Annotated in this window: 27 protein-coding genes; 8 read left to right on the forward strand and 19 right to left on the reverse strand. The window is 62.9% G+C overall.

Features of this window, described 5'->3' with window-relative positions; all coding sequences use genetic code 11:
- Positions 1 to 292 precede the first annotated feature (292 nt).
- From dnaQ to ACUCV0_RS17020, 3 genes are read right to left on the reverse strand one after another with little or no spacing between them, the layout of a single operon-like run.
- Entirely contained in the window at positions 293 to 1,027 is a 735-nt protein-coding gene (gene dnaQ, locus ACUCV0_RS17010) for a DNA polymerase III subunit epsilon (protein WP_482213225.1), read from the reverse strand.
- A 17-nt stretch (positions 1,028 to 1,044) separates the two neighbouring features.
- Positions 1,045 to 1,509, reverse strand: a complete 465-nt coding sequence (gene rnhA / locus ACUCV0_RS17015; RefSeq protein ID WP_271654839.1) for a ribonuclease HI — start codon at positions 1,507 to 1,509, stop codon at positions 1,045 to 1,047.
- Positions 1,502 to 2,278, reverse strand: a complete 777-nt coding sequence (locus tag ACUCV0_RS17020; RefSeq protein ID WP_482213226.1) for a methyltransferase domain-containing protein — start codon at positions 2,276 to 2,278, stop codon at positions 1,502 to 1,504. The genes rnhA and ACUCV0_RS17020 overlap by 8 nt, the downstream gene beginning before the upstream one ends.
- A gap of 77 nt (positions 2,279 to 2,355) precedes the next feature.
- Between ACUCV0_RS17020 and gloB the strand changes: the two genes are divergently transcribed.
- The 3 genes from gloB (at position 2,356) to fabI (ending at position 5,910) form a co-directional block, all read left to right on the forward strand.
- Positions 2,356 to 3,135 (forward strand): hydroxyacylglutathione hydrolase, encoded by a 780-nt coding sequence (gene gloB, locus ACUCV0_RS17025; RefSeq protein WP_482213227.1) that lies wholly within the window; start codon positions 2,356 to 2,358, stop codon positions 3,133 to 3,135.
- A 145-nt stretch (positions 3,136 to 3,280) separates the two neighbouring features.
- Positions 3,281 to 4,915, forward strand: a complete 1,635-nt coding sequence (locus tag ACUCV0_RS17030; protein WP_156428944.1) for a lytic transglycosylase domain-containing protein — start codon at positions 3,281 to 3,283, stop codon at positions 4,913 to 4,915.
- Positions 4,916 to 5,109: 194 nt separating this feature from the next.
- Positions 5,110 to 5,910, forward strand: a complete 801-nt coding sequence (gene fabI, locus ACUCV0_RS17035) for an enoyl-ACP reductase FabI (RefSeq protein ID WP_042134086.1) — start codon at positions 5,110 to 5,112, stop codon at positions 5,908 to 5,910.
- A 56-nt stretch (positions 5,911 to 5,966) separates the two neighbouring features.
- Here the strand turns inward: fabI and ACUCV0_RS17040 are convergent, their stop codons facing one another.
- From ACUCV0_RS17040 to ACUCV0_RS17080, 9 genes are all read right to left on the reverse strand, one after another.
- Positions 5,967 to 6,830, reverse strand: coding sequence for a formate/nitrite transporter family protein (locus ACUCV0_RS17040; protein ID WP_059314874.1), 864 nt, complete (start codon positions 6,828 to 6,830; stop codon positions 5,967 to 5,969).
- Positions 6,830 to 7,075 carry a hypothetical protein gene (locus ACUCV0_RS17045; RefSeq protein WP_059314875.1) on the reverse strand — a complete coding sequence of 82 codons (246 nt, stop codon included), beginning with the start codon at positions 7,073 to 7,075 and terminating at the stop codon, positions 6,830 to 6,832. Before ACUCV0_RS17045 ends, ACUCV0_RS17040 begins: the two co-directional genes overlap by 1 nt.
- Positions 7,076 to 7,170: 95 nt before the next feature.
- A complete protein-coding gene (locus tag ACUCV0_RS17050; protein WP_156428945.1) occupies positions 7,171 to 7,554 on the reverse strand; it encodes a response regulator in 384 nt (127 codons plus the stop codon).
- A gap of 104 nt (positions 7,555 to 7,658) precedes the next feature.
- A complete protein-coding gene (locus ACUCV0_RS17055) occupies positions 7,659 to 7,871 on the reverse strand; it encodes a hypothetical protein (protein WP_059314876.1) in 213 nt (70 codons plus the stop codon).
- A gap of 230 nt (positions 7,872 to 8,101) precedes the next feature.
- Positions 8,102 to 9,454 carry an OprD family porin gene (locus ACUCV0_RS17060; protein WP_059314877.1) on the reverse strand — a complete coding sequence of 451 codons (1,353 nt, stop codon included), beginning with the start codon at positions 9,452 to 9,454 and terminating at the stop codon, positions 8,102 to 8,104.
- A gap of 128 nt (positions 9,455 to 9,582) precedes the next feature.
- Positions 9,583 to 11,049 (reverse strand): ABC transporter ATP-binding protein, encoded by a 1,467-nt coding sequence (locus ACUCV0_RS17065; protein ID WP_059314878.1) that lies wholly within the window; start codon positions 11,047 to 11,049, stop codon positions 9,583 to 9,585.
- Complete coding sequence (locus ACUCV0_RS17070) at positions 11,046 to 11,867, reverse strand: ABC transporter permease (RefSeq protein ID WP_059314879.1); 822 nt, start codon at positions 11,865 to 11,867, stop codon at positions 11,046 to 11,048. Before ACUCV0_RS17070 ends, ACUCV0_RS17065 begins: the two co-directional genes overlap by 4 nt.
- Positions 11,864 to 12,799 carry an ABC transporter permease gene (locus ACUCV0_RS17075; protein ID WP_059314880.1) on the reverse strand — a complete coding sequence of 312 codons (936 nt, stop codon included), beginning with the start codon at positions 12,797 to 12,799 and terminating at the stop codon, positions 11,864 to 11,866. The genes ACUCV0_RS17070 and ACUCV0_RS17075 overlap by 4 nt, the downstream gene beginning before the upstream one ends.
- Positions 12,796 to 14,337 carry an ABC transporter substrate-binding protein gene (locus ACUCV0_RS17080; RefSeq protein ID WP_482213228.1) on the reverse strand — a complete coding sequence of 514 codons (1,542 nt, stop codon included), beginning with the start codon at positions 14,335 to 14,337 and terminating at the stop codon, positions 12,796 to 12,798. The genes ACUCV0_RS17075 and ACUCV0_RS17080 overlap by 4 nt, the downstream gene beginning before the upstream one ends.
- A 679-nt stretch (positions 14,338 to 15,016) precedes the next feature.
- On the opposite strand from ACUCV0_RS17080, the gene dusA reads away from it, so the two are divergent.
- Together dusA and tal are read left to right on the forward strand one after the other, a co-directional pair.
- Positions 15,017 to 16,027, forward strand: a complete 1,011-nt coding sequence (gene dusA / locus ACUCV0_RS17085) for a tRNA dihydrouridine(20/20a) synthase DusA (protein ID WP_482213229.1) — start codon at positions 15,017 to 15,019, stop codon at positions 16,025 to 16,027.
- A gap of 47 nt (positions 16,028 to 16,074) precedes the next feature.
- Positions 16,075 to 17,001 carry a transaldolase gene (tal, locus tag ACUCV0_RS17090; RefSeq protein ID WP_059314912.1) on the forward strand — a complete coding sequence of 309 codons (927 nt, stop codon included), beginning with the start codon at positions 16,075 to 16,077 and terminating at the stop codon, positions 16,999 to 17,001.
- A 12-nt stretch (positions 17,002 to 17,013) separates the two neighbouring features.
- Here the strand turns inward: tal and rssC are convergent, their stop codons facing one another.
- Both rssC and rssB read right to left on the reverse strand, forming a co-directional pair.
- A complete protein-coding gene (gene rssC / locus ACUCV0_RS17095; RefSeq protein WP_059314913.1) occupies positions 17,014 to 17,496 on the reverse strand; it encodes an anti-sigma factor antagonist RssC in 483 nt (160 codons plus the stop codon).
- The gene (rssB, locus tag ACUCV0_RS17100; RefSeq protein ID WP_059314914.1) at positions 17,493 to 18,677 is read right to left on the reverse strand and encodes a two-component system response regulator RssB; all 1,185 of its coding nucleotides are present in this window, start codon (positions 18,675 to 18,677) and stop codon (positions 17,493 to 17,495) included. The genes rssC and rssB overlap by 4 nt, the downstream gene beginning before the upstream one ends.
- Before the next feature lie 204 nt (positions 18,678 to 18,881).
- Here rssB and ACUCV0_RS17105 point away from each other — a divergent pair, with 204 nt between their 5' ends.
- Entirely contained in the window at positions 18,882 to 19,181 is a 300-nt protein-coding gene (locus tag ACUCV0_RS17105; RefSeq protein ID WP_059314915.1) for a PilZ domain-containing protein, read from the forward strand.
- A gap of 55 nt (positions 19,182 to 19,236) precedes the next feature.
- Here ACUCV0_RS17105 and ACUCV0_RS17110 read toward each other — a convergent pair whose 3' ends face one another.
- The gene (locus ACUCV0_RS17110) at positions 19,237 to 19,863 is read right to left on the reverse strand and encodes an MlaA family lipoprotein (RefSeq protein ID WP_482213230.1); all 627 of its coding nucleotides are present in this window, start codon (positions 19,861 to 19,863) and stop codon (positions 19,237 to 19,239) included.
- Between the two features lie 219 nt (positions 19,864 to 20,082).
- Between ACUCV0_RS17110 and ACUCV0_RS17115 the strand changes: the two genes are divergently transcribed.
- Positions 20,083 to 20,352: a DUF4404 family protein gene (locus ACUCV0_RS17115; protein WP_007158392.1), complete on the forward strand. Its 270-nt coding sequence runs from the start codon at positions 20,083 to 20,085 to the stop codon at positions 20,350 to 20,352.
- Here the strand turns inward: ACUCV0_RS17115 and queF are convergent, their stop codons facing one another.
- The 3 genes from queF to ACUCV0_RS17130 are packed head-to-tail and all read right to left on the reverse strand — an operon-like array spanning position 20,353 to position 22,902.
- On the reverse strand, positions 20,353 to 21,180 hold the full coding sequence (gene queF, locus ACUCV0_RS17120) for an NADPH-dependent 7-cyano-7-deazaguanine reductase QueF (protein ID WP_482213231.1): 828 nt from the start codon (positions 21,178 to 21,180) through the stop codon (positions 20,353 to 20,355). It abuts the gene before it with no gap.
- 13 nt (positions 21,181 to 21,193) lie between these two features.
- Entirely contained in the window at positions 21,194 to 21,973 is a 780-nt protein-coding gene (locus ACUCV0_RS17125; protein WP_017640581.1) for an ABC transporter permease, read from the reverse strand.
- Positions 21,970 to 22,902, reverse strand: coding sequence for an ABC transporter ATP-binding protein (locus tag ACUCV0_RS17130; protein ID WP_059314918.1), 933 nt, complete (start codon positions 22,900 to 22,902; stop codon positions 21,970 to 21,972). The genes ACUCV0_RS17125 and ACUCV0_RS17130 overlap by 4 nt, the downstream gene beginning before the upstream one ends.
- Positions 22,903 to 23,044: 142 nt before the next feature.
- Between ACUCV0_RS17130 and ACUCV0_RS17135 the strand changes: the two genes are divergently transcribed.
- Positions 23,045 to 23,455: a PA2817 family protein gene (locus tag ACUCV0_RS17135; RefSeq protein WP_482213232.1), complete on the forward strand. Its 411-nt coding sequence runs from the start codon at positions 23,045 to 23,047 to the stop codon at positions 23,453 to 23,455.
- Between the two features lie 61 nt (positions 23,456 to 23,516).
- Here ACUCV0_RS17135 and nfuA read toward each other — a convergent pair whose 3' ends face one another.
- Positions 23,517 to 24,101, reverse strand: a complete 585-nt coding sequence (nfuA, locus tag ACUCV0_RS17140; protein ID WP_482213233.1) for a Fe-S biogenesis protein NfuA — start codon at positions 24,099 to 24,101, stop codon at positions 23,517 to 23,519.
- Positions 24,102 to 24,170: the final 69 nt, after the last annotated feature.

A 24,170-nucleotide genomic window follows, 5' to 3' on the forward strand; every position in this document is an offset into this window, starting at 1 on the left:
CTGACCGAGCCACGCTAATCATCCCATGCATGGTTGCCGGGATCACTGCTCCGAAACACCAGACCTGTAAATCCACAACAGCGAAGCGATTATTCCGAATCGTTTTATGAATCAAAGGAACGAAGAAAGTTCCGCGAGACTCGAAATATGATGCTTCATGCGGGCTCAATTGCTTAGCCTGCAGCATCTTTGTTGAACGGTAGCTGAAAATTGTGAAGTCTTTCAGCTTATTCAGACGAACGCTAACGCCTGACCAATGATAGGCCAGGCGGTCAGCCGTTCAGAGGAGCCATCACTCGGCGCCAGGCGCGGATAGCCAGAGCGGTACCCTGCCACAGCTTTTTTCGATCGCCGCCATACGGGCGGCATGGGCGTCGAGATCCTCCGCGGTGGCGCTGATGACCCGAGTCCGCTGGCGATCGGCCGGTAGGCGCTTGATCGGCATGACGTAGTTGCCATCGCCATTGCCCTCCTGCCCATGCGCGGCCAACGACAGGCTGGTCTGGCCACCAGTCATGGCCAGGTAGACGTCGGCGAGAATCTCGGCGTCGAGCAGCGCGCCGTGCAGTTCGCGGTTGGAATTGTCTACGCCATAGCGCTTGCAGAGGGCGTCCAGGCTGTTGCGCTGACCGGGATGGCGACCGCGCGCCATGACCAGGGTATCGAGCACCGAGCAATGCTGGGTGATATCGGCCCGCTCGGGGTGAACTCCCAGGCGCGCGAACTCCATATTGATGAAGCCCACGTCGAAGGGCGCGTTATGGATGACCAGTTCCGCGCCTTCGATGAATTCGAAGAAGCTGTCGGCAATCTCGGCGAAGCGTGGCTTGTCGGCGACGAACTCGTCGGTGATGCCGTGGACCGCGATGGCACCCTCGTCGATCTGTCGATCCGGATTGAGATAGACATGGAAATGCCGCCCGGTCAGACGCCGGCCGATGACTTCCACTCCCCCGATCTCGATGACCCTATGCCCATCGGTCACCGGCATGCCGGTGGTTTCGGTATCCAGCACTACGTATCTCATCGCTACCTCTCGCCCTGCTAGACCTTGGCGGCCTGCCTGGCCTGTCTGACTTCGTCCACGCCTCGATTGGCCAACTGGTCGGCCCGCTCGTTCTCCGGGTGACCGGTATGGCCGCGCACCCAGCGCCACTCGACCTGGTGGCGCTGGACCTGGGCATCCAGGGCTTGCCACAACTCGGCATTTTTCACCGGCTGCTTCGCAGCGGTCTGCCAGCCGCGCTTCTTCCAGTTAACCAGCCACTGGGTGATGCCCTTCATTACGTACTCGGAATCAGTGGTCAGGCGGATCTGGCAGGGGCGCTTGAGCGCTGCCAGGGCCTGGATGGCCGCCATCAATTCCATGCGATTGTTGGTGGTGTTGGCTTCTCCGCCCCAGAGCTCGCGCTCCGCACCCTTGAATTTCAGCAAGGCACCCCAGCCACCCGGCCCGGGATTACCCTTGCAGGCGCCGTCGGTAAAGACCTCGACGATGTCGTCACTCATTGGATTCACTCGATTCGCGCCGGCTGATCTTGGCCACCGGCATGGGCAGCAGCTTGCCGCGCGGTTCCCTGCGCGCCTGGGGTGCGGGGCGCATGCCAAACATCAGCTTGCGCGCCGATAGCAGATAGAAGCCCGCACCCGCCGCCTGTTCGCGGTTGGGTTCGGCTTCGCCTTGCTCCATCCAGGCCAGACGCTGTTGCCACTTGGGGGATGAAAGCGGCGGACGATAACACCCGAAGCGCCGTTTCTCCAGCGCGAACCCCAGCACCGACAGCCAGTCCGCGACCCGATGAGCACCGAAACAGCGCGCCTTGCGCAGCGCATCGCGGGCCAGGTAATGACGCACCCCCCATAGACTCCAGGGATTGATCCCGACCACCACCAGATGCCCGCCGGGCCTGACACTGAGCGCCGCCTCACGTAGCAGTCGATGGGGGGCCAGGGAGAAATCCAGACCATGCTGCAGCAGCACGACATCCGCCGCGTGTTCGCCCAGGGGCCAGGCCCCCTCCTCGCAAACGATATCGACATCGCCAAGCGGCGGACCGATACGAACACGATGCCGGAGTTGGCCACAGTTGGCGGGCGACTCGGGATGAGGGCCATAGTGGACCAGGTAGCTGCCGAAATGCCGCTTGAGCTCTTCATCGATCAGCAGCCGCTCCTGTTCGAGCAGCAACTGCCCCAGGGGCCCTGACAACCACTCCCGGGCCGAGCTCATCAGCTTCAGCCAGCGCGGATCGACCTGGGCGGAGAATTCATCGTGCATCGTCTGGTCCTCTGATACTGAAGCCTCTGCTGTTACCGTGCTACCGACTGCTACCCTAGCGATCAGAGAGTAACCTCATGTTCGACATCCTTCCGCTGCGCGCTTTCAACGACAACTACATCTGGCTGATCACCGACATCGAGAAGAGACAGGCGGTCGTGGTCGATCCCGGCGACGCCGCACCGGTGCTGACCTGGCTCGATGACCACCCCGACTGGCGGCTGACCGACATCCTCATCACCCATCACCACAACGACCACACCGGCGGTATCGCCGCACTCAAGCAGCGCTGCGGTGCCCGAGTGGCGGCGCCAGCCGACGAGCGTATCGCCGAGGTCGACCTGCCGTTGGCGGACAACGATCGTCTGGAAGTCCTGGGCGCTACCTTCGAAGTCCTGCGAGTCCCTGGACATACCGCCGGCCATATCGCCTTCTATCTCGCCGGCGAGCGACCGCTGCTGTTCAGCGGCGACACCCTCTTTTCCGCAGGCTGCGGTCGCCTCTTCGAGGGGACGCCTAGCCAGATGCTGGCCTCCCTACGCCGACTGGCCAGCCTGCCGGACGCCACCGAGATCTACTGCGGCCACGAATACACCCTGAGCAACCTGCGCTTCGCCCAGGCCGTGGAACCGGATAGCCCCGCCGTCCAGGAAGCCCTGGCCGAGACCGAGCGTCTACGTGACGCCCAACGCCCCACCCTACCCTCTACACTAGGTCGTGAACGCCACATCAATCCCTTCCTGCGGACGACCGAGCGCAGCGTTCGGCAACGTTTGCAAGAGCAGCGCGAGGTGGCCGCGGATGCCTCGGAGGATACCTTTTTCGCGGCCCTGCGAGCCTGGAAGGACACGTTCTGACACTCATTGATCGGCCCCTCTGGCAGCGCTGGAACAGCGGGTTTTCGGTCGTCGTACAGGTCACAGGCTGACGGGTTGTTCCTTGACCCCCCGGGATGCGGTTCCTAGAATCGCCCATCCTCCAGTTCCCGGAAAGCCCAGACCAATGCCGCCAGCGACGCCGAAAACCCGCGAAATAGACGTGCTGGCCACCTCTTTCAAAGTCTCGGCGCTATGCCTTGCCGTCTTCCTCGCAGGTTGCCAGAGCACCCCGCAGTCGGCGGATCAGCCCTACCAGGCCGATCTGGAAATGACGCCCAACAAGATGCAGCGGCCTCCCGAGTGGTTGCGCAAAGCCCCGGCGGCGGCGGCCACCAGCGGCGATATCTGGGACAGAGTGAGGGACGGCTATCAACTACAGGGCGCGGGCGACAACGGGACCAACCCACGCATCGAACGCCAGCGACTCTGGTACGCGAGCCACGAGGCGGCGCTCGCCCAATCCTGCAGCCGCGGCGCCCCCTATCTGCACTACATCGTCGAGCGCCTCAAAGAGCGCAACATGCCGCTGGAACTGGCCCTGCTCCCGGTGGTGGAAAGCTCCTTCAATCCCAATGCCCTCTCGCGTAGCGCTGCCTCCGGTCTCTGGCAATTCATCCCGACCACGGGCAAGTACTTCAACCTGCGCCAGACCCGCTTCTACGACGGTCGCCGCGACATCACCGCCTCCACCAATGCCGCGCTGGACTATCTGACCAAGCTGCACGACATGTTCGGTGGCGACTGGCTGCTGGCCCTGGCCGCCTACAATGCTGGCGAGGGAACGGTGAGCCGCGCCATCGAGCGCAACCAGTCGCTCGGCCTACCCACCGATTACTGGAATCTGTCCTCACTACCGGCAGAAACCCAGGATTACGTGCCCAAGCTGCTCGCCGTTTCCCAGATCGTACGCAATCCGGACGCCTATGGCCTGGCCCTGGAATCCATTCCGGACGAGCCCTACTTCGAGGTGGTGGACATCAAGCAGCACCTGGACCTGGCGCGGGTCGCAGAGCTGGCCGACCTGGATGCCAACGAACTCTATCGCCTCAATCCCGCCTACACCCAGCGCGTGACCATGGACGGCCCCAAGCATCTGCTGGTGCCGGCGGAAAAGGCCAAGCGTCTGGTCGCGACCCTGCCCAATATCGCCCCCGAAGCCGTGGTGCGCTGGCAGGAATACCGGATACGTAAGGGCGATACCGTGCGCAGCATCGCCAAGCGCAATCGCGTGAGCGTCGAGCAACTCGTAGCACTCAACAAACTCAGTAGCAGCAGCCGCCTGTCCGCTGGCCGGGAATTGATGATTCCGCGTCGCGAGACCGGCAAGACCACTACCCCTCTCGAAACCATCGCCGTGGCCGAAGAGCCCGTGGTACGGACCTACAAGGTGCGGACCGGCGACAGCCTCTGGTCCATCGCCCGCGCCAACGAGGTGGAACTGGGCGATCTCAAGCGCTGGAACGACCTGGGCAAGCGTGGTCTCAAGGTCGGTGAAACCTTGAAGCTGCATGGCACTGGCAGCAGCACTGCCACGGCCGTGGCGATGCCGGCGTCCTATACCGTCAAGACCGCCAAGGCGGCAGCCAAGACGACCAAGACCGCCAAGGCTGCCCCGACCTACTACCGGGTCAAGGCCGGTGATTCGCTGTACCAGATCGCCAAGCGCTACAACATCGGCGTGCAGGCCCTGCAGGATTGGAATCCGCGCATCGCGTCGGCCCTGACGCCTGGTCAGACACTGACGCTGTTCCTCAACTGAGCCGCGACCCGCACCGCAGCGGTCATCCAGCGCTTTTGTCGCGGGTATCGACCTGCTACCTTACCGCCCCACCCGTGTCGGGTACCTCCAGGTGCCCGGACCAGATCTCGCTCTGACCTGCGCAGAGCCCTGCCCAACCCGGACCTCAGCCCTCTGGCTGCTGCCTGGGATTCAACACAGAAGAGGAAAAAACCATGGGATTTCTCGCCGGTAAGCGCGTTCTCATCGTCGGCGTCGCCAGCAAGCTGTCCATTGCCTCCGGCATCGCCGCGGCCATGCACCGCGAGGGCGCCGAGCTGGCCTTCACCTACCAGAACGAGAAGCTCAAGGGTCGCGTCGAAGAATTCGCCGCAGGCTGGGGCTCGAACCCCGAGCTGTGCTTCCCGTGCGACGTCGCTGACGACGCCCAGATCGAAGCCGTGTTCGCCGCACTGGCGAAGAAGTGGGATGGCCTGGACTGTATCGTCCATTCCGTCGGCTTCGCTCCTGGCGATCAACTGGATGGCGACTTCACCGCTGTGACCACCCGTGACGGCTTCAAGATTGCCCACGACATCAGCGCCTACAGCTTCGTCGCCCTGGCCAAGGCCGGTCGCGAGATGATGCGTGGCCGCAACGGCAGCCTGCTGACCCTGTCCTACCTGGGTGCCGAGCGCACCATGCCCAACTACAACGTCATGGGCATGGCCAAGGCTAGTCTGGAAGCCGGTGTACGCTACCTGGCCGGCAGCCTGGGCCCGGAGGGTACTCGCGTCAACGCCGTGTCCGCCGGCCCCATCCGTACCCTGGCGGCCTCGGGCATCAAGAGCTTCCGCAAGATGCTGGCTGCCAACGAGCGCCAGACCCCCCTGCGTCGCAACGTGACCATCGATGAAGTGGGTAATGCCGGCGCCTTCCTGTGCTCGGATCTGGCCTCGGGCATCAGTGGCGAAATCCTCTACGTCGACGGCGGCTTCAACACCACCGCCATGGGCCAGCTCAACGACGACGAGTGATCGTGGCAGCTGCCTGATCAGCGCGAAGGGCCGGCTATTTGCCGGCCCTTCTGCTTTCAGGTTTCGCTGCGTACCTGAGCGTGGCTGATCAGCGCGAAGATCAGGCTGCCCCCGACGATATTGCCTGCCAAGGTCGGCCCGGCGAAGGTCAGCCAGAAGTCCCCCCAGCTCGCCTCTCCGGCGAACACCAGATACGCCACCTCCACACTGCCCACCACGATATGGGTGAAGTCGCCCAGTGCCATCAGATAGGTGATGAGCACGATGATCCAGATCCTGGCGTTCTCCGCTGCCGGCAGCATCCAGACCATGGTGGCGATCATCCAGCCCGAGACTATGCCCTTGGCGAACATTGCCGAGACATCGTTCTCCATCACATGGGTGCCGATCTGCAGAAATTTCGCATCGGTCTTGGCGTCGAACAGTGGCAGGTGCAGGACCACGTAGGCCACCAGGATGGTACCCAGCAGGTTACCGACCAGCACTACGCTCCACAGCCGCGCCAGTCGGCCGAAGTTGTGTAACGTGGGCTCGCTCATCACGGGTAACACCGCCGTGAGGGTATTCTCGGTGAACAGCTGCTGGCGCGCGAGGATCACCGCCAGAAAGCCTGCCGAATAGCCGAAGCTGGCGATGATCTTGGTGTAGCCCCCCTCGGGCAGATTCGCATTGAGCAAGCCCATGGCCATCAGCGACAGGCCCATGGTCAAACCCGCGGCCAGCGCCGACCAGAACAGCGCAGCGAGGGTCCGTTCCAGCTCGTGATCACCCTGGGTACGAATGATCTCGTGCAGCACCACGGCACGTGGCAACTGGTTTTCGTCGACATCCTCCTCTTCTTCGCGACTCAGCTCCGGATCTTCCGGAGTGGACTCCCCGCTCTGTCGAGGTTCTTCGTCACGCTCCTGGTCTCGCTTCATCAGACGGCCTGCTCGTCCCAGAGAAGTTCATCGTTCTCACCGATTTCCGTCACGCGATTGAGGGCCGCATCGGCGGCTTCCTCCGCTTCGGAGGCCAGGTCGAAATGCCGCTCGGTCGCGACCTTGTGAAAGGTCGGATGCGCATCCTCCCGCCGCGCCTTGACGGCGATGACCGCTTCGAATCCCTGCTCAGCCGGAACGGCAGACGAGATCGCTTCGTGATGAGTGAAATGCTTGATAGCCATGGACGCCAATGTCTCCCAACCTGAGGCGACCGGACTGGTCGCGCCTGATCAATAGACTGTCCTGGCGGGAAAACGATCTGTGCGGCGGGTGTCGATCAGGCGCCGAGCAGCTTCTGCACCTGCAGGTGCAGACGTTCGAGGGAGAACGGCTTGGTCAGCAGAGGAACCTTGCCCAGTAGCGGGGAGCCGGTATCGATGATTTCGGCAGGATAGCCGCTGATGAAGAGGACCTTGAGGTCGGGGCGCAGCTTGAGTGCCGGCTCGGCGATCATCACGCCGGAAACGTCATCGGGCAGACGAAAATCGGTGATGAGGAGATCGAGATGTGGCCTGCCCGCGAGGATGCGGAAGGCTTCGAGCGAAGACGGGGCCTGCAAGACGGTGTAACCCAGTTCGGAAAGATAGTCCGCAAGGATCATCAAAATCTGCGGCTCATCCTCGACCACCAGGACGACCTTGCCAGTTTCCCCACTCACCATCTAACCCCTGTACGCAAACGTTCGGCTCCCTTCGACAGAAAGGGCCGATAAAGTTCAAACTATCGAAAGGTAAGGGCCGCCGAGCGTACCGGCAGCCCCTTGCCTCACTGCTGTTTTTTCTGGCCTTGCTCGTTGATGGTGGTCTTGCCAGCACCGGTGGCGGCGCCAGCGCCCTCACCGGTCTTCTGACCAGCCGGGGTACCCATACCAGCACTGTTGGCCTTAGGCGGGTTACCCGCGCTCTCGGCTGCGAAGGCAGCGCCACTGACGGCGATCAGACCAGCAAACATCAAGGCGGCGGTTTTCTTTGCGTTCATGGTAGGACTCCGGTTTGATTGGACACTGTTTAGGCAGGCCAAGCGCCAATTCGTTCTCCATCTCTGCATGCGAGGGCTGTAACCGGATGCGAACCCCATGAGCGCCGCTCATTTCTGTAGGGCGTTAGCGCCCTCTCACCTGCTCGCGCTCAATCGGCTGGCGCCAGGCCTGGCTTGGACATCCACACCAGACCCACCGCCACAATCGTGCCAGCAGTACCGGCCGAGCGTCAGAGCAGTCGCAACGGATAGTCGACGATCACCCGCAGCTGATCCACCGAACCACCGGTGGAGAGCGAGCCGCGGTGCCAGGCCTGGCGCACCCTGATGGACAGTCCCTTGGCCGAACCGGCCTGCACGACATAGCGTCCTTCCAGATTCAGCTCGCGCTCCTGGTCATCGGCTCCGTACATCCCTCGGTAGGCGCTACCCACGGGCAGGTGGCTGCCATCGATGTCGGTACCCTTGATATAGCGGGTCATGAGACTGAGACCCGGCACGCCCAGCGTCTTGAAGTTGAGGTCGTAGCGCGCCTGCCAGGAGCGCTCTCCGGGTGCGTTGAAGTCGGAAAACATCGAAGCGTTGCCCAGGAACAGACCACCGCCGGTACGGCCGTTGTCACCCATGCCGATGTAGTCGAACGGTGTATCGCCATCGATCCGCTGCCAGCCGAGGGTGAAGGTCTGGGGGCCGTGGCTGTAAGCGGCAGCCAGGCTGTATGACGTATTGTCGATAGGGCCAGCATTGGCGGCGCCGGTATCCCGGGTGCGATAGAGGTTGCCGTCGAAGGTCAGGGATTGGGTGGCCGACAGTGGCCGTACCAGATTGAAGTTGCCGTAATACTGGTTCCAGATGTCATCGAGCTGGGCGGCATAGAGCGACAGACTGACACCCTCGGCCAGCTTGTACTTGCCACCGGCGAAGTCGACGTGATCGGCGCGGCGGCGGGCGTAGCCCGCCCAAAGATCGCCGTCCCTGTTGGTACTGACCTGATCAGTACCCGAGGTGAAATGCCCGGCTTCCAGGGTCAGGTCGGGGATATCGGTGCTCAAGAGGCTCCAGCCGGTGGCACTCTGGGGCACCAGGCGGCTGGTGCTGATGGCGAACACCGGCGCCGTGGGCAGTTGCTGGCCATAGCGAACAACCGTCTGCCCCAGCCGCAGCTTGGCTGCCGCGCCGGCCCGGGAGTATTCGTCTGCCGGCTCGTTGGCGGCATGGATTGGCAGGTTGCCGGTACCCCGCCGCCCAGGACCGGCATCGAGCTTCATGCCCAGATAGCCGAAGGCATCGACACCCAGGCCAACGGTGCCCTGGGTGAAGCCGGACTGGTAGTCCAACAGGAAGCCCTGGGTCCAGTCCTTCTGGTCAGCACGCCCGTTGCGGCGATCACTGCCGAAGTAATAGTTGCGCAGGGTCAGCGTGAGCTTGCTGTCGTCCAAGAAGCCGTCAGCCCTGGCGTCCTGCCCATTCAGGAGTAGTACGCAGCTACCCAGCACGCCGAGCGCGAGAGGTGCGGCCAGACTGCGCCCCTTCAGCCCGTGAGCGCGAGGGGATGTTCCTTTCCGATATAGCGAGAGTTCCATGAAGTCCTCGGGATACTGTTGGCGATCTAGTTATGTGAAAGGCGCGCGCGCGAAAGCAGCGGATTCCTTCCGCGGCGGTGGCGACGTCCGGTGGGTGAGGCCCGCCCTCCCCAGCGCGGGCCGTTACGTCAGGTCAGGGACTCAGCCAATCGGCTGCCCCGTCCTGCTACAGCTGCCGGCTCCTGCAGCGTCCTCGTGCCGCCGGCCAGATGCAGGCGCCGGTCCGACACGGCGTCCACGAGGTCTTCGTCGTGACTGACCAGCAGTATGGCCGTCCCGAAGGCTTCGGCAGTCTCGGCCAGCAGCTCGATCATCTCCTTCTGGGTGATGAGATCCAGCCGCGAGCTGGGTTCGTCGGCAAAGATCAGCACCGGATCGAGCAGCAGTACGCGCAGCAGGGAAAAACGCTGCAGCTCGCCACCCGAGATGTTGCCGGGCAGTCGATCCAGCAAGCCTTCGTCGAGGCGCAGGCGCTGCATCAGTCGGCCGATTCTGGAGGTGTCCAGCCGGTGCAGCTGAACCAGATCCGCCAGCAGCTGGCGAAGGGTCACCGAAGGCGCAAAGGCGGCGACCGGATCCTGGTGCAGCTTCTGGAAGGCGAAGCGGCTCAGACCCGGCTGACGCCGGATCGCGCCCGCGCTGGGAGCGGCAAGCCCCAGGATGAGGTCGCCCAGGGTCGACTTGCCACAACCGGATGGTCCGGTCACTCCGAGAATCTCGCCTGGCCTGACCGCGAAGGAGAGGTCTTCGAACAGCTGCCGACCGCCGCGCTGGACCGCCAGACCCTCGACCGCCACCACGGGGTCGCCCGTGAGCGGTCGCGGCACCCGTCTGGGCCAATGCGCAGGATCGGCGGCCAGCAACTGGCGGGTATAGGCGTGCTGCGGCTGACCAAGGACCTGTTCAGCGCTACCGGACTCGACCACCCTCCCCTTGAGCATGATCATCACCTCGCCGCCCAGTCGGCGCGCCACTTCAAGATCGTGGGTGATGATGAGCAGACTGCCGCCATCGGCCAACATGGCCTTGAGCAGGTCGATGACCTCGTCGATACGATCCCGATCCAGGCCCTTGGTGGGCTCGTCGGCGATCAGCACCGGCGAGCCACCGGCATGGGTGGCGGCGAAGGCCAGGCGTTGCGCCATGCCGCCGGACAACTGGAAGGGATACTTGCGCTCGGCGCCGGTCAGGCCCAGTCGCGCCAGATCCGCGGTAGCCTTCTGGCGGGCCTCCGCAGTCTTGAGCCCGACCACCTGGGTATAGGTCTCAGTCACCTGGGACAGCGCCTTCATGGTCGGGTCCAGGCTCAGCCAGGGCTCCTGGGGCAGCACGGCCAGCCCCCTGCCCCAATGCTGGCGGCGGCCGGACTGACGCCCCTCCTCGCTGAAGCCGTCCGGCAAGCCGACCTGCCCGTGCGCCTGCAGCCCCGCCGGCAGATTGCCGACGACGCCCTGGGCGAAGAGACTCTTGCCGGAGCCGGTTTCCCCGATGATGGACAGCACCTGACCCGGTGCCAGGCTGATGGACAGCGGTGCCACCAACTGCGCCTCTGCCGTGCGGATCTCAAGCGCCGTGGTCATGAGCGACGAGGTCATGGCTTGCGTCCTCCAGTGATGAGCATCAATGACAGCACGGTCAGAAAGATCGCGATGATCGGCAGGGCGATGACGTAAGGCGCCTCCGCGTAATAGGGCAGCAACTCGGTGATCATCAGCCCCAGCTCCGCCGTGGGTGGCCGCACGCCGATACTGACGAAGCCCAGAGCGGCAATGGCCATGATGGTCGAGGCGGCGCCGAAGGCTGCGATGGTCAGCAGCACCGGTGCCAGCTGTGGCCAGAGGTGACGGCGTACGATGTAGACGGGACCGAAGCCCAGCAGCTGGCTGGCGAACACCGCCGGCGAGGCCAGCACGGTGCGCGACAGGGCGCGGGTCATGCGGAAGTATTCCACCCACAGCACCAGGGCCACGGCGCTATAGAGCGCGACGAAAGACCCGGGAAATACCGCGACGATCAGCAGTACCAGCAGCAACCCCGGCAAGGCCAGGAACAGCTCGGCCAGCCCACCCAGCAGCTTGTCGACCAGACCGCCCTTCCAGGCGGCGAGGATCCCTAACAGCACACCAGGGATGGCGGCGGTACAGACACTGATGAAGGCCAGCCCCAGGGAGAAGCGGATGGCCACCGACAACCGGGCCAGCATGTCGCGCCCCAGGTGGTCGGTACCGAAGGGATAGGCGCTGCTGGGTGCCGCGAGGATCGCCATATAGTCCTGGCGGGCGATGTCGCCTTGCCAGAGCAGCGGGGTCAGCACCGCGAAGGCGACCAGGGCTCCCAGCAGGCTCAGACCCAGCCAGCGGGCGGAGGATTTTACCGGTGGCGCCGCCAGGGCGGCGGTAGCGTCCAGATTCATGCGTTTCTCCCGCGCGGATCGATCAGGTGGTTGGCGAGATCGACGAGGGTATTGAGGATGACGAACAGCAGGCCCATCGCCAGGGCGGTCCCCTGCACCATGGGCACGTCGCGCTGGACGATGGCATGGACCAGGCCGTGGCCAATGCCCGGCCAGGCGAACAGCGTCTCTACCACCACCACGCCCTCGATGAGATACACCAGCTGTACCCCGAGGTAGGTCACCACCGGCACCCCGATGTTGCGCAGGCCATGGCGCAGGAACACGCTGGCGCCTCTCAGCCCCTTGAGTCGGCCAAAGCTGTAGTAGGCGGATGCCGCCACCTCCACGGTGGCATCCCGGGCAACCCGGGAAGACACGGCCGCCAGGCCCAGTGCCAGGGTCAACGTGGGCAACACGCTGTGCCAGAAGGTGCCGTGCCCAGCCGCCGGAAACAGCTTCCAGGAGATGGCGAACAGCAGCACGAAGATCACGCCCAGAACGAATTGCGGCAGCGCCCGGATGGCGGTGGTCAGCACCAGCAGGCCGCGATCCAGCACACTGCCCGGACGCAGACCCGCCACCACGCCCAGCGGCGGCCCGATCAGTAGCGACAGGCAGACGGCGCCAATGGCCAGGCGGATGGAGCTACCTAGCTCATGGGCAACGACGTCCATCACCGGCTTACCGGACACCAGCGAATGCCCGAGATCCAGGGTCAGCAGATCGCCGATCCAGGTAAAAAAGCGCCAGAGCAGCGGCTGATCGAGATTAAGTTCGGCCCGCACCGCCTCGGCGGCGGCGGTATCCACCAGGTCGTAGCCGTAACGTCCTGCCGCGATGCGGTAGGCGGCGTCACCCGGCAGCAGATTCATGAACAGGAAGGTAAGGCCTCCGACCACCAGGGCGACCAGGCCCGCCTGCAGCAGGCGAAAGGCGAGCAATCGGGTCATTGGGTCCACCGCATCTTGCTCAGACCGAAGGTGCGCTCGAAGGGATCGATGGCGGCGCCTTCGACGGCATTGGAGACAGCCATGGTCTGGCGGTACCAGGCCACGGGAATCACCGGCAGGTCCTTTTGCACCTGGGCCATGGCGGCATAGCGCTGGCGCTGTTGCTCGGCTGGATCATCGCTGGCCAGCAGCGCGGCCAAGGCCTGGTCGAAGGCAGGATTCTTCCAACCCAGCGGCCCCCATTCAGCGCCGCCGTGGCTGAAATCATTTAAGAGGGTGACCAGAGGATCGGGCACCAGCGCGAAGTTGCGGCCATAGAGCGCCAGCTGCAGTGAGCCGTCATTGTGGGCTGCCGGAATGGCGCTGGAGTTCTGCACCGCGACCTCGACATCCACGCCAACCTCCCGCAGCTGCGCCTGCAACGCGGTAGCGATCAACGGCAGCTCAGGACGATCGGAATAGGTCAGCAGCTTGAGCTTGAGAGGCTTGCCGTCCTTCTGCAGGATGCCATCGGCTCCAGGTGCCCACCCCTGCCCGGCCAGTAGCGTGCGCGAAGCGCCCGGATCGTAGGCGAGTGGCGCCAGCCCGGGGTCATGCCAGGCAGGCACGTTCTTGGCGAACAGCTGGGTCGCCCCGGTACCCGGCGCTCGCAATACGGCGGCGGCGACTCCCTCGCGCTGGATGGCCAGACTGAGCGCCTGGCGGACCTCGACCGGCGCGGTGGCGCCAGTGCCGGAGTTGGGGGTCAGCAGCACCACCCGCGGGACCGGCTCGATCAGCACCTTGAGGCTGCTCGAGCGCTTGAGCCGGGCGATGCTCGGCGGATCGAGCTGGAACACCAGCTCCGCATCGCCACTCTCCGCCATCAGGGTACGCGTCTCGCCCCGGCCGGCGGCCAGGTAGGTCGTTCGGGCGATTTCCGGCTTAATGCCCCAGTAACCCGTGAAGCGCTCCGCGGCCAGGCGCTGCGGCGGTTCCAGCAGCGTCAGCTGGTACGGCCCCGTGCCGATGATCTTCTGCACCTTGCCCTCAGCGTCATAGGCGGCTGGTGCCAGGATATTGGTGGAGGAATGCGCCAACAGTGCCAGCAGCGGTTTGAAGGGCTTCGCCAGGCGGATCACTACCTCATTGCCTTCCGCGGTGACCGACTCCATGCCGGCCTGCTTGAGCACCCCAGGCTTGCCCCGTGCCGCGTTCAGCGCGGCCGCCGCAGCCCCAGCCGTGAGATCGCTGCCGTCATGGAATTTCACGCCCTGCCGAATGGCCAGGCGCCAGGTCAGGCCGTCTGCCGACTCCGTCCAACGCTCTGCCAATCCGGGAAGCGGCTTGCCTTTGGCGTCGGCTTCCAGCAGCGTTTCGGTGATCTGCATGCGCTGGAAGACAAAGCCCGAGATGGACGGATCCAGCCCGCCAATCTCGAAGGGGCCGACCACGTCGAAGACGCGGTCCTGGGCATTGGAAAGCGTGGGCACGAAAGCGACCAGGGTCGCCAAGGCCGAAGCCGTCAGGGCTGTACGGAAGGTGCGGGATAAAAGCATGACAGTCCTTAGCAAAGCGAAAACGCCGATACCCACCGCTGACGCCAGAGCATCGGCCAAGCCAATGAAGGCGCACGTTATATCATAACGTTTTCACGGGAATCCAAAGACATCCCTTGATGGCAACATCTTGAAACAGCTAGCTAAAATCACGCGATGGAGATCTGGCTGTCGTCGCCTAATAGCAGCGGACTTGCGCTCTGGTAGCCCTGGACGATTCACTGATGTAGGCCCGTGCAGGAAGAAAGGCCGGTACGTTCATGTGCTGAAGATGGCGTACTACAGCTAGGCGCCGTCCTGACAGGCAACTAGCGTGTCACTGGTGAGGTAGCCGTCATCGAGGGCGCGGTCGTTGCTGGCATCGGCCTATCCCACGAACCGCCAAGGCGGCGTACAGACTTGCAGCGCTAAGCCCGCCGCATCCCTTGCTCCGCCTGCGTCCCGCTCAGGCCTGAACACACAGGGTCCGCTCAGAGACCGGGGAATCTTGATAGACTGTAGCCCTCTTGCGGCGCAGCCTGATCTGGGCATAGTCATTCACGCCCTTATCTCTTTCTCGCCGTGTCATCCTTTCTTCTGCTGCCGAGTGCTAGACGTTTTTTCCGAGTGCTTAGATTTAGCACTGAGCCAGGAAGACACGCCCACAGGTGCAGCACATTGCTACAAACGAAGTCTCCCAATGCTTGCCGAAACCGCCTCAAACCCAGCAACCACGCGCCCTGAGCCGTCCCGCCGCTTTTCCGTGGCGCCCATGATGGACTGGACGGACCGTCACTGCCGTTATTTCCATCGCCTGCTGTCCCAGCACGCCCTGCTCTATACCGAAATGGTCACTACCGGTGCCTTGCTGCATGGCGATGCCCAGCGGTTTCTGCGCCATGACGAGACCGAGCATCCCCTGGCGCTACAGCTGGGTGGCAGCGTGCCGGCTGAACTGGCCGCCGCAGCGCGGCTGGGTGAGCAGGTGGGTTATGACGAGATCAACCTGAACGTTGGCTGCCCCAGTGATCGCGTGCAGAACAACATGATCGGCGCCTGCCTGATGGCCTATCCCGAGCGAGTGGCTGACAGCGTCAAGGCGATGCGCGATGCCGTGGCCATTCCGGTGACGGTCAAGCACCGCATCGGCATCTCCGGGCGAGACAGCTACGAGGCCCTGCGGGACTTCGTCGGCCAGGTCGCGGAGGCCGGTTGCCGCAGCTTTACCGTGCATGCGCGCATCGCCATCCTGGAGGGCCTGTCGCCCAAGCAGAATCGCGAGATTCCGCCGCTGCGCTACGACGTGGCAGCACAGCTGGTGCAGGATTTTCCGGATCTCGAGTTCATTCTCAATGGCGGCATCAAGACCCTGGATACCTGCCGGGAGCAGTTGGAGGTCTTCGATGGGGTGATGCTGGGTCGCGAGGCCTATCAGAACCCCTATCTGTTGGCCGAAGTGGATGTGGCGCTCTACGGCTGCGATCGTCCGCAACTCACCCGTCATGAAGTGATGCTGCAACTGCGGCCCTATGTCGAGGCGCACCTGCAACAGGGGGGCGTCATTCATCACGTCACTCGCCACGTCCTGGGTCTGGCGCAGGGGTTTCCCGGCGCGCGGCGCTTCCGCCAATTGCTGTCAACCGATCTGCATCGCAGCCCTGAACCGCTGCGCCTGTATGACGAGGCCACTGAACTTCTCAGAGGTCACTGAGTCACGTCTCCACGATGTCCATTCGCTAACCGAAGGAAAGACCTGCCATGAGCAAGCTGGAACAACTCAAGCAATACACCACGGTCGTCGCCGATACCGGCGATCTGGACGCCATCGCCCGTCTCAAGCCCTACGACGCCACGACCAACCCCTCGCTGCTGCTCAAGGCTGCTGCCCTGCCCCGCTATGAAGAACATCTGCAGGCTGCCTTCAGTGGCGCGGGTGGCGACATCGGCCTCGCCTGCGATCGATTCGCCGTGGCCGTCGGTGGCGAGATCCTCAAGCTGATCCCCGGGCGCATCTCCACCGAGGTGGACGCACGCCTGTCGTTCGACACCGGCGCCACCCTGGACCGTGCCCATCGTCTGATCGAGCTGTACGAGAAGGCCGGCATCGGCAAGGACCGCGTACTGATCAAGATCGCCTCCACCTGGGAAGGCATCCGCGCCGCCGAGCAACTGGAGAAGGAAGGCATCCAGACCAACCTGACCCTGCTGTTCTCCTTCGCCCAGGCTGCGGCCTGCGCCGATGCCGGCGTGTTCCTGATCTCGCCCTTCGTCGGTCGCATCTACGACTGGTACAAGAAGGCCGAAGGCCGTGACTACGAAGGCGCCGAAGACCCGGGCGTGAAGTCCGTGACTCGCATCTACCAATACTACAAGGCCAATGGCTACGACACCGTGGTGATGGGTGCCAGCTTCCGCAACCTGAACCAGATCGAACAGCTGGCCGGCTGCGACCGCCTGACCATCAGCCCCGAACTGCTGCAGCAGCTGTCGGACGCCCAGGGCGACCTGCCCCGCCTGCTAACCACCGACACCAGTGGTGGTGAGCCCAAGCAGCAGCTGAACGAACCTGCCTTCCGCTGGGCACACAACGAAGACGCCATGGCCACCGAAAAGCTGGCCGAAGGCATTCGCCAGTTCGCGCGGGATCAGGAAAAGCTGGAAGTGTTGCTGCCCGGCAAGCGCTGAGTGATAGCGCGGTCAGTGCCTTTCGAGGGCACTGACCAGATCGCGAAAGGCGTTGCGGTTGGATTCATTGAGGCCCATCAACACCCGGTGGGCTTCAAGCACACGACTGCGTACCTCGGCTTCTGACTGATCCTGCGGTGGCAGATCGGTCAGGCAGTCCGGGCAAGGCACCACGGTTTCGACGATATTGAACACCTGATCGAAGCCCATGGAATCCAGCAGCCGCAGGATGTCCGGGTTGTTCGTGGTCAGCATGGGCAATAGCCCGATGCGCTGCCGTGACAGGATCGACAGCTTGGCCAGCAGGCCCAGGGTGGTGCTGTCGATGCTCTGCGTCTCCGTCAGGTCGATGACGATGGACGAGAAATTCAACGACGAGAAGATGTGCTCGATGGTCGCGTCCAACGCCGAGCAGAGGGTCAGACGCACCTCGCCGGTAAACTTCAGGACGAAGGTACCGTCCTGCTCGGCAAATTGGATTTTTCCGGTGCTCATGCCAGGTTCCTGCTCAACACCAGCAAAGCGATATCGTCAGGCATCTCGGTAACGGATGCCAGATCCAGGGCTTCGCTAAGGCCTGCCAGTGTACCGCCAGCACGGCGGACGTAGTCGGGCAAGCTGTGTTCTTTCTCTTTCAAATTGTCTCCCGGCAGCAGATCGAAGATGCCATCCGAAAAGAGGGTCAGGCTGAAACGCTCGGGCAAGGCCATCTGGTGGTCATTGTAGGTGGCCTCCTGGAACAGGCCGACCGGCAGCCCCTTGCCCAGCAGGAAGCGGGTTTCTTCCGGCGTGTGCAGGACAGGCAAAGGCAGATGGCCACCGATGCTGTACGCCAGGGTACCCGTGGTTTCGTCGATGACGCCACCCAGCATGGTCACGTGCTTGCCCAATTTGCAATCCAGTAGACCCCTGTTGATGTGACCGAGCACATCCGACGGCTTGAATTCGGGCAGCGTGCCGTTGCGCTTGGACTCATAGAGCAGGCGCGTGGTCATGAACTTGAGCAACACGGTCACGAAGGCCGACGAGGCGCCATGACCGGAGACGTCGGCCAGGTAGAAAGCGACCCGGTGTTCGTCGATGCGAAAGTAGTCGACGAAATCGCCGGACAGATAGAGCGAGGGGATGATTTCGTGGGCGAAGTTCAGCCCCTCGGTCTCCCAAGGCGTCACTGGCAGCATGTTCATCTGCACGTGGCGCCCGGCGTTCTGGTCTTCCTGCAACAGGCTCAGGCTGGCCTGCAGCTCGCGATTGGTGTTTTCCAGCTTGACCCGATAGCGATCGTTTTCCAGGCGCAGGCGGGCGCGATCCAGGGCCCGATTGACCGAGTGCTCGAGCACCATCAGGTCTTCAAGTGGCTTGATCAGGTAATCGGCCGCGCCTAGCCGCAGGGCTTCCACGACGTCGCTCATGACGCCGGCGCCGGACAGCACCAGCACGGGCGTATCGATGGACAGCTCACTGATGCGGCGCAGCAGCGTCAGCCCGTCGACCTGCGGCATGCGCAGGTCGCAGATAATGAGGTCAGGCTGTTCGCGCTCGAACATCTCTAGGCCCTGCTGACCATTGCTGGCTTGCAGGACATTGAAGCCACTGTCTTCGAGATAGTCGGCGAGACTGAGGCGAACCACCTCGTCATCGTCAATGATCAAGAGCGTGGCAGGCGAATTAGACATAGAGGATCCAGGCATGCACCCGAACGGCAAACCGGCGGACACGATCCGACACGGGCCACGGTGATTACGACACGGCGGAGACACTACTCCCATCCACCGGGGCGTTCAAGCTTGCCAACCGGATGGAATTTCTTTACAGGGTGCCGTTCATGAGTTTATACCTCCAGCACACCGCCATCCATCCTCCCAAGCAGTAGGATTGCCATGAGTACCATTGACCGCTCTTACAGTGAAAAGCGCGATTTCATTCGCATGCACATCGACTCCAAGGCCGTACTGAAGGTGGGCGATGCCTCCTTCGAGGCGCGCTGCGTCGATTTGTCCAGCACCGGTTTCCAGATCGAGGCCGCCACCAGCCTGCAGGTCGGTGACAAGGTGACTGTCGTGATTCCCTCCAGCCATGCCGAACTCCCCGGACTGGAAGCGGATGCCGAGGTCCTGCGCATCCAGGCTAGCGATTCGGGCAAGCAGCTGCTTGGCCTGTCCGTGCTCGACATGCGCTAGGCGCAAAGACCATAAAAAAGGCAGCCCACGGGCTGCCTTTTTTTATGGTCCGGGACTAGAAGTCGTCGACCACGTGACCATCCTTGACCTTGAATTCGCGGGTCTGCAGATAGGCGTTGCGAATGAACACGTACTTGTCGCCAGTGATCAGGCGCTCGGCCTGCAGCAGACCGGCACGGGTATCGACGGTGCTGAGGGCGAAGGCGCTGTTACGCACGGCCACATCATCGACATAGGGATAGGCACTGGTGTAGCTGTCCGGTACCCGGGCCAGGCCATCACGTATGCTGCTGGGGCCAAAGAACGGCAGGACCAAGTAAGGACCGCTACCGGCGCCCCACTTGCCCAGGGTCTGGCCGAAGTCTTCGTCGTTGCGCTGCAGGCCGGCCTTGGTCGCCACGTCTACCAGGCCAAGACCACCCAGGGTGGTATTCATCAGCAGGCGCGCCGTATCGACCCCGGCGTGCTCGACCTTGCCCTGCAGCAGGTCGTTGGCCAGGTTGCGCACGTCACCCAGGTTGTTGAAGAAGTTGCTTACACCGGTCTGCACGAAGCCGGGAGTGAAGCGCTGATAGCCCTGGGCGACCGGCTTGAGGGCATAGGTGTCCAGGGTATCGTTGAACACGAAGATCTTGCGGTTGAAACCTTCCCAAGGATCGGGATTCTCGGTTTCAGCCGCCATCGCCTGACCGGCAAACGTCAAAGCCGTTACAAGGAGCGCTCCCCAGACCCTGGAACCACGTCGCTCGATCATCATCGCTTCTCTCCTCGTTACACTCAGACGCCTGAAAGGCGCCGATTATAGTCATAGCTTTGCCACTTTGGCTTAGGGCCAGGCGCTGTCACTCGATCTTTGACCCGCCGTTGCGGTCAAAGAATCCGAACACAGGAGAAACGCCCCATGACCACCTCTCATCTGCAGGAACAGCTCGACCACCTCCGCCACCAGCTGGACCAGGATCCGCCCGCCTCGCCCGAGGATCGGGAAGAACTGGAACTGCTGATCCGGGACATCGAATTCCAGCTGGCCAACGAAGATGCCACCCATACCCGGGATGGCAGTCTGGTAGAAGGCGTCAATCTGGCCGTGGAGCGTTTCGAGGTCAGTCACCCCACCATGGCCGGGACGCTGCGCTCGATCATGAACAGCCTGAGCAGCATGGGCATCTGATCACTGCCGTACGTAGCGCTCGGCAGCGGGCTGGATGGCGTCACTGCTTCGGTAGGGATTGATGTCCAGCCCGCCGCGCCGCACATAGCGGGCGAACACCGTCAGCTTCGCTGGCTTAAGTAGCCGCCACAGGTCCAGGTAGATGCGCTCGACGCACTGTTCGTGAAAGTCCGCATGCTGGCGGAAGGCGACCAGGTAGCGCAGCAAGCTGGCCGGGTCCAGCGCCAGTCCCTCTGCGTACTCCACCACTACGGTGCCCCAGTCAGGCTGTCCGGTAACCGGGCAATTCGACTTGAGCAGATGGCTGTAGAACCTCTGACTATCGCGCGCTTCACCCACGCTCAGCAGTTCCGCCTGCGGGTGGGCGTAGCGATCCACGCTGACATCCAGATCATCGACGCACTGGCCGTCCGGGAGCTGCACACCCCGGGTCGTCCAGGCATCCAGCGATACCACACTGACACCCACAGCACCGCCGGCTGCTGCGCTCAGGTCCCTGACCAGTACGGCTTCCAGTTCGGCCATGCTGGCGAACACCGACTGGTTCAGGGAGTTGAGGTACAGCTTGAACGACTTGGATTCAATGATGTTCGGCGAATTGGCCGGAATGGCGAATTCGCCGATGGCCACTACTGGCTTGCCGGAAGGTAGCAGCCAGGACAGCTCGTAACAGGTCCAGACATCCACACCGCGAAACGGCAGGCTCCCCCCGTCCAGGCCCAGCTCCGCCCACTTGGGCGCGCGCGGAATCGGATAGAGCAGCGTCGGCGCGTACTGGCTGACGTACTCGGTGCTTTTGCCCAGGGGCGATTGTTCTACGCTATGCATGACGCTCAAACACTCAGTGACGCATGCCGCGCCCGCTCACGAGCAGACGGATGCTGACCAGATAAAGCACGACTACGGCGAACAGCATGAAGGCGATCGCCACCCCGATGCGGATATCGGACACCCCGAGGATGCCGTAGCGGAAGGCGTTGACCATGTGCAGGATCGGATTGACCAGCGACACCTTCTGCCAGAAGGCCGGCAACAGGTCGATGGAGTAGAACACCCCACCCAGATAGGTCAGGGGCGTCAGCACGAAGGTCGGCACGATGGAGATGTCGTCGAAGTTGCGCGCGTAGACAGCGTTGATGAAGCCGCCCAGGGCAAAGATCGCCGCGGTAAGGACAATCACCAGCAGCATGATACCCAGGTGGTGCACCTGCATGTTGGTGAAGAACAGCGACAGCAGGCTGACGATGGCCGCCACGGCAAGGCCGCGCAGGATGCCGCCCATGGCATAGCCGATGAGGATGACGTGGGGCGACACCGGCGAGACCAGCAGTTCTTCCACGGAGCGCTGGAACTTGCTGCTGAAGAAGCTGGAGACCACGTTGCTGTAGGCGTTGGTGATCACCGACATCATGATCAGGCCCGGCACGATGTACTGCATGTAGGTGAAGCCACCCATGCCACCAATGCGGTTGCCGATCAGGTTCCCGAAGATCACGAAGTACAGGACCATGGTGATCGCCGGAGGCAGCAGCGTCTGTGCCCAGATGCGGGTGAAGCGGCGCACTTCGCGATGGACGATGGTCCGCAGCGCCACCATGTTGGCTTGGAATTCGGTACTCATCGGGCGACCTTGGCTAGATTCTTTTCCACCAGGGAGACGAACAGCTCCTCCAGGCGATTGGCTTTGTTTCTCAGGCTCTGGACCTGAATGCCGGCAGCGTCCAGCTGACGGAACAGGGCATTGACCCCGCTGGCCTTGTCGATCTGCACCTCGAAGGAGTGATCGCCCAACAGCTTGGCCGGATAGCCTTCCAGCTGCGGCGCCACTGTCAGCGGCTGGACCACATCGACGATGAACGTCTCGACGTTGAGCTTCTGCAGGAGCTTGCGCATGCTGGTGTGCTCGACCAGCTCGCCATGGTCGATGATGGCGATGTTGCGACAGAGGTGCTCGGCTTCTTCGAGGTAGTGAGTGGTGAGGATGATGCTGGTCCCCTGCCTGTTCAGCTCGGTGAGGAAACTCCACATGGAGCGGCGCAGCTCGATGTCGACCCCGGCGGTGGGTTCGTCGAGGATCAGCAGACGTGGTTTGTGGATCAGGGCGCGAGCGATCATCAGGCGACGCTTCATACCGCCGGAGAGCATGCGCGAGGGCGTATCGCGCTTGTCCCACAGCCCGAGCTGGGTGAGGTACTCCTCGGCGCGTTCACCGGCGATCCGCGCGGGAATGCCGTAGTAGCCGGCCTGGGTGACGACAATGTCGAAGGCCTTCTCGAACTGATTGAAGTTGAATTCCTGGGGCACCACGCCCAGGCAGCGCTTGAGGCCTGCGGGATCCTTGTCCAGGTCGTTGCCGAACACGGACACCTCACCACCCGACTTGTTGACCAGGGTCGAGAGGATGCCGATGGTGGTCGACTTGCCCGCCCCGTTCGGACCGAGCAGCGCGAAGAAATCACCTTCGACCACATCCAGGTCGATTCCCTTGAGGGCGGTGAAGCCGTTGTTGTAGGTCTTGGTCAGACCACGAATGGAGAGAGCTAGACTCATGTGCCTCCCGGCAAGAACTGATTCGCAAAGAAAAGTGCTACTTCCTATAACCCCGGCGAAGGGCAAAGGTTCGATCCTAGTCGAACCAGACAACGTCGGACAGTGCCCCTATACTGCGCAGCCGCTTTTTCAGGAGACACCCATGGCCACTTCCTATCTCGCCCACCACGTCGCCCTTCTCGCCCAGCTGCGTGCGGTCTTGGCCGACGTCGGCGCGGCCGAGCAGGTGCCCTCGGAGAACCACGCGCTGTTCCTCGACCGCTTCGATGAGCTGGTCGCCGGACTGCCCCAGGCGCCCGAAGAGTACGCCTATCTCGGCCAGGATCTGCTCAGCCAGATCTTCAGCCGCTATCCGCAGATCGCCCACCGGGTACCGCGCGACCTGCTGTGGTTCTTTGGCGGCGATTGCCTGCACTTCATGCCGGATGAAGAGCTGGCGCTCTACCAGCGGCTCGACGAGCGTCGCCACGAGGCGGAATCCCGCGGCGAAGCCTTCGACTGGGAGCAGGAACAGCGCCTGCTGGCCCTGCCGGAAGACGCAGCGCGTCACTGAAATGTCGAAGGGCTATCGATCGGCTCGATAGCCCTTCACGACTGCAAGGGCGCCAGGCTACTTAGTAGTAGGCGTTTTCGCGGTTGGTATGGTCGGTAACGTCACGTACGGCGGTGAGCTCGGGGATACGCTCCAGCAAGGTGCGTTCGACGCCGTCCTTGAGGGTGAGGTCGACCTGGCCACAACCCTGGCAGCCACCGCCGAAACGCAGCACGGCCACATTGTCGTCGACGATGTCGACCAGGCTGACCATGCCGCCGTGGCTGGCGAGCCCCGGATTGATCTCGGTCTGCAGGTAGTAGTCGACACGCTCGTTGAGCGGGCTGTCCTCGTTGACCATGGGCACCTTGGCGTTGGGCGCCTTGATGGTCAGCTGGCCGCCCATGCGATCGGAGGCGTAATCCACCAGGGCGTCTTCGAGGAAGGGCTGGCTGATGGCGTCGATATAGGCGGTAAAGCTCTTCAGCCCGACGGGCTGGTCATCGGGCTTCTCTTCACCAGGCTTGCAGTAGGCGATACAGGTCTCGGCGTACTGGGTGCCAGGCTGGGTAATGAAGATGCGGATACCGATCCCAGGGGTGTTCTGCTTTTCCAACAGATCAGCCAGGTAATCCTGAGCCGCGTCGGTAATGGTGATGGCGCTCATGGTAACTCCTCAACAGGTACCACAAGTTTACGCCACCCCACCCCTCGACGAAAGCCCTAGTGAAACAGT

Source organism: Pseudomonas sp. VMV1, from assembly GCF_056790235.1.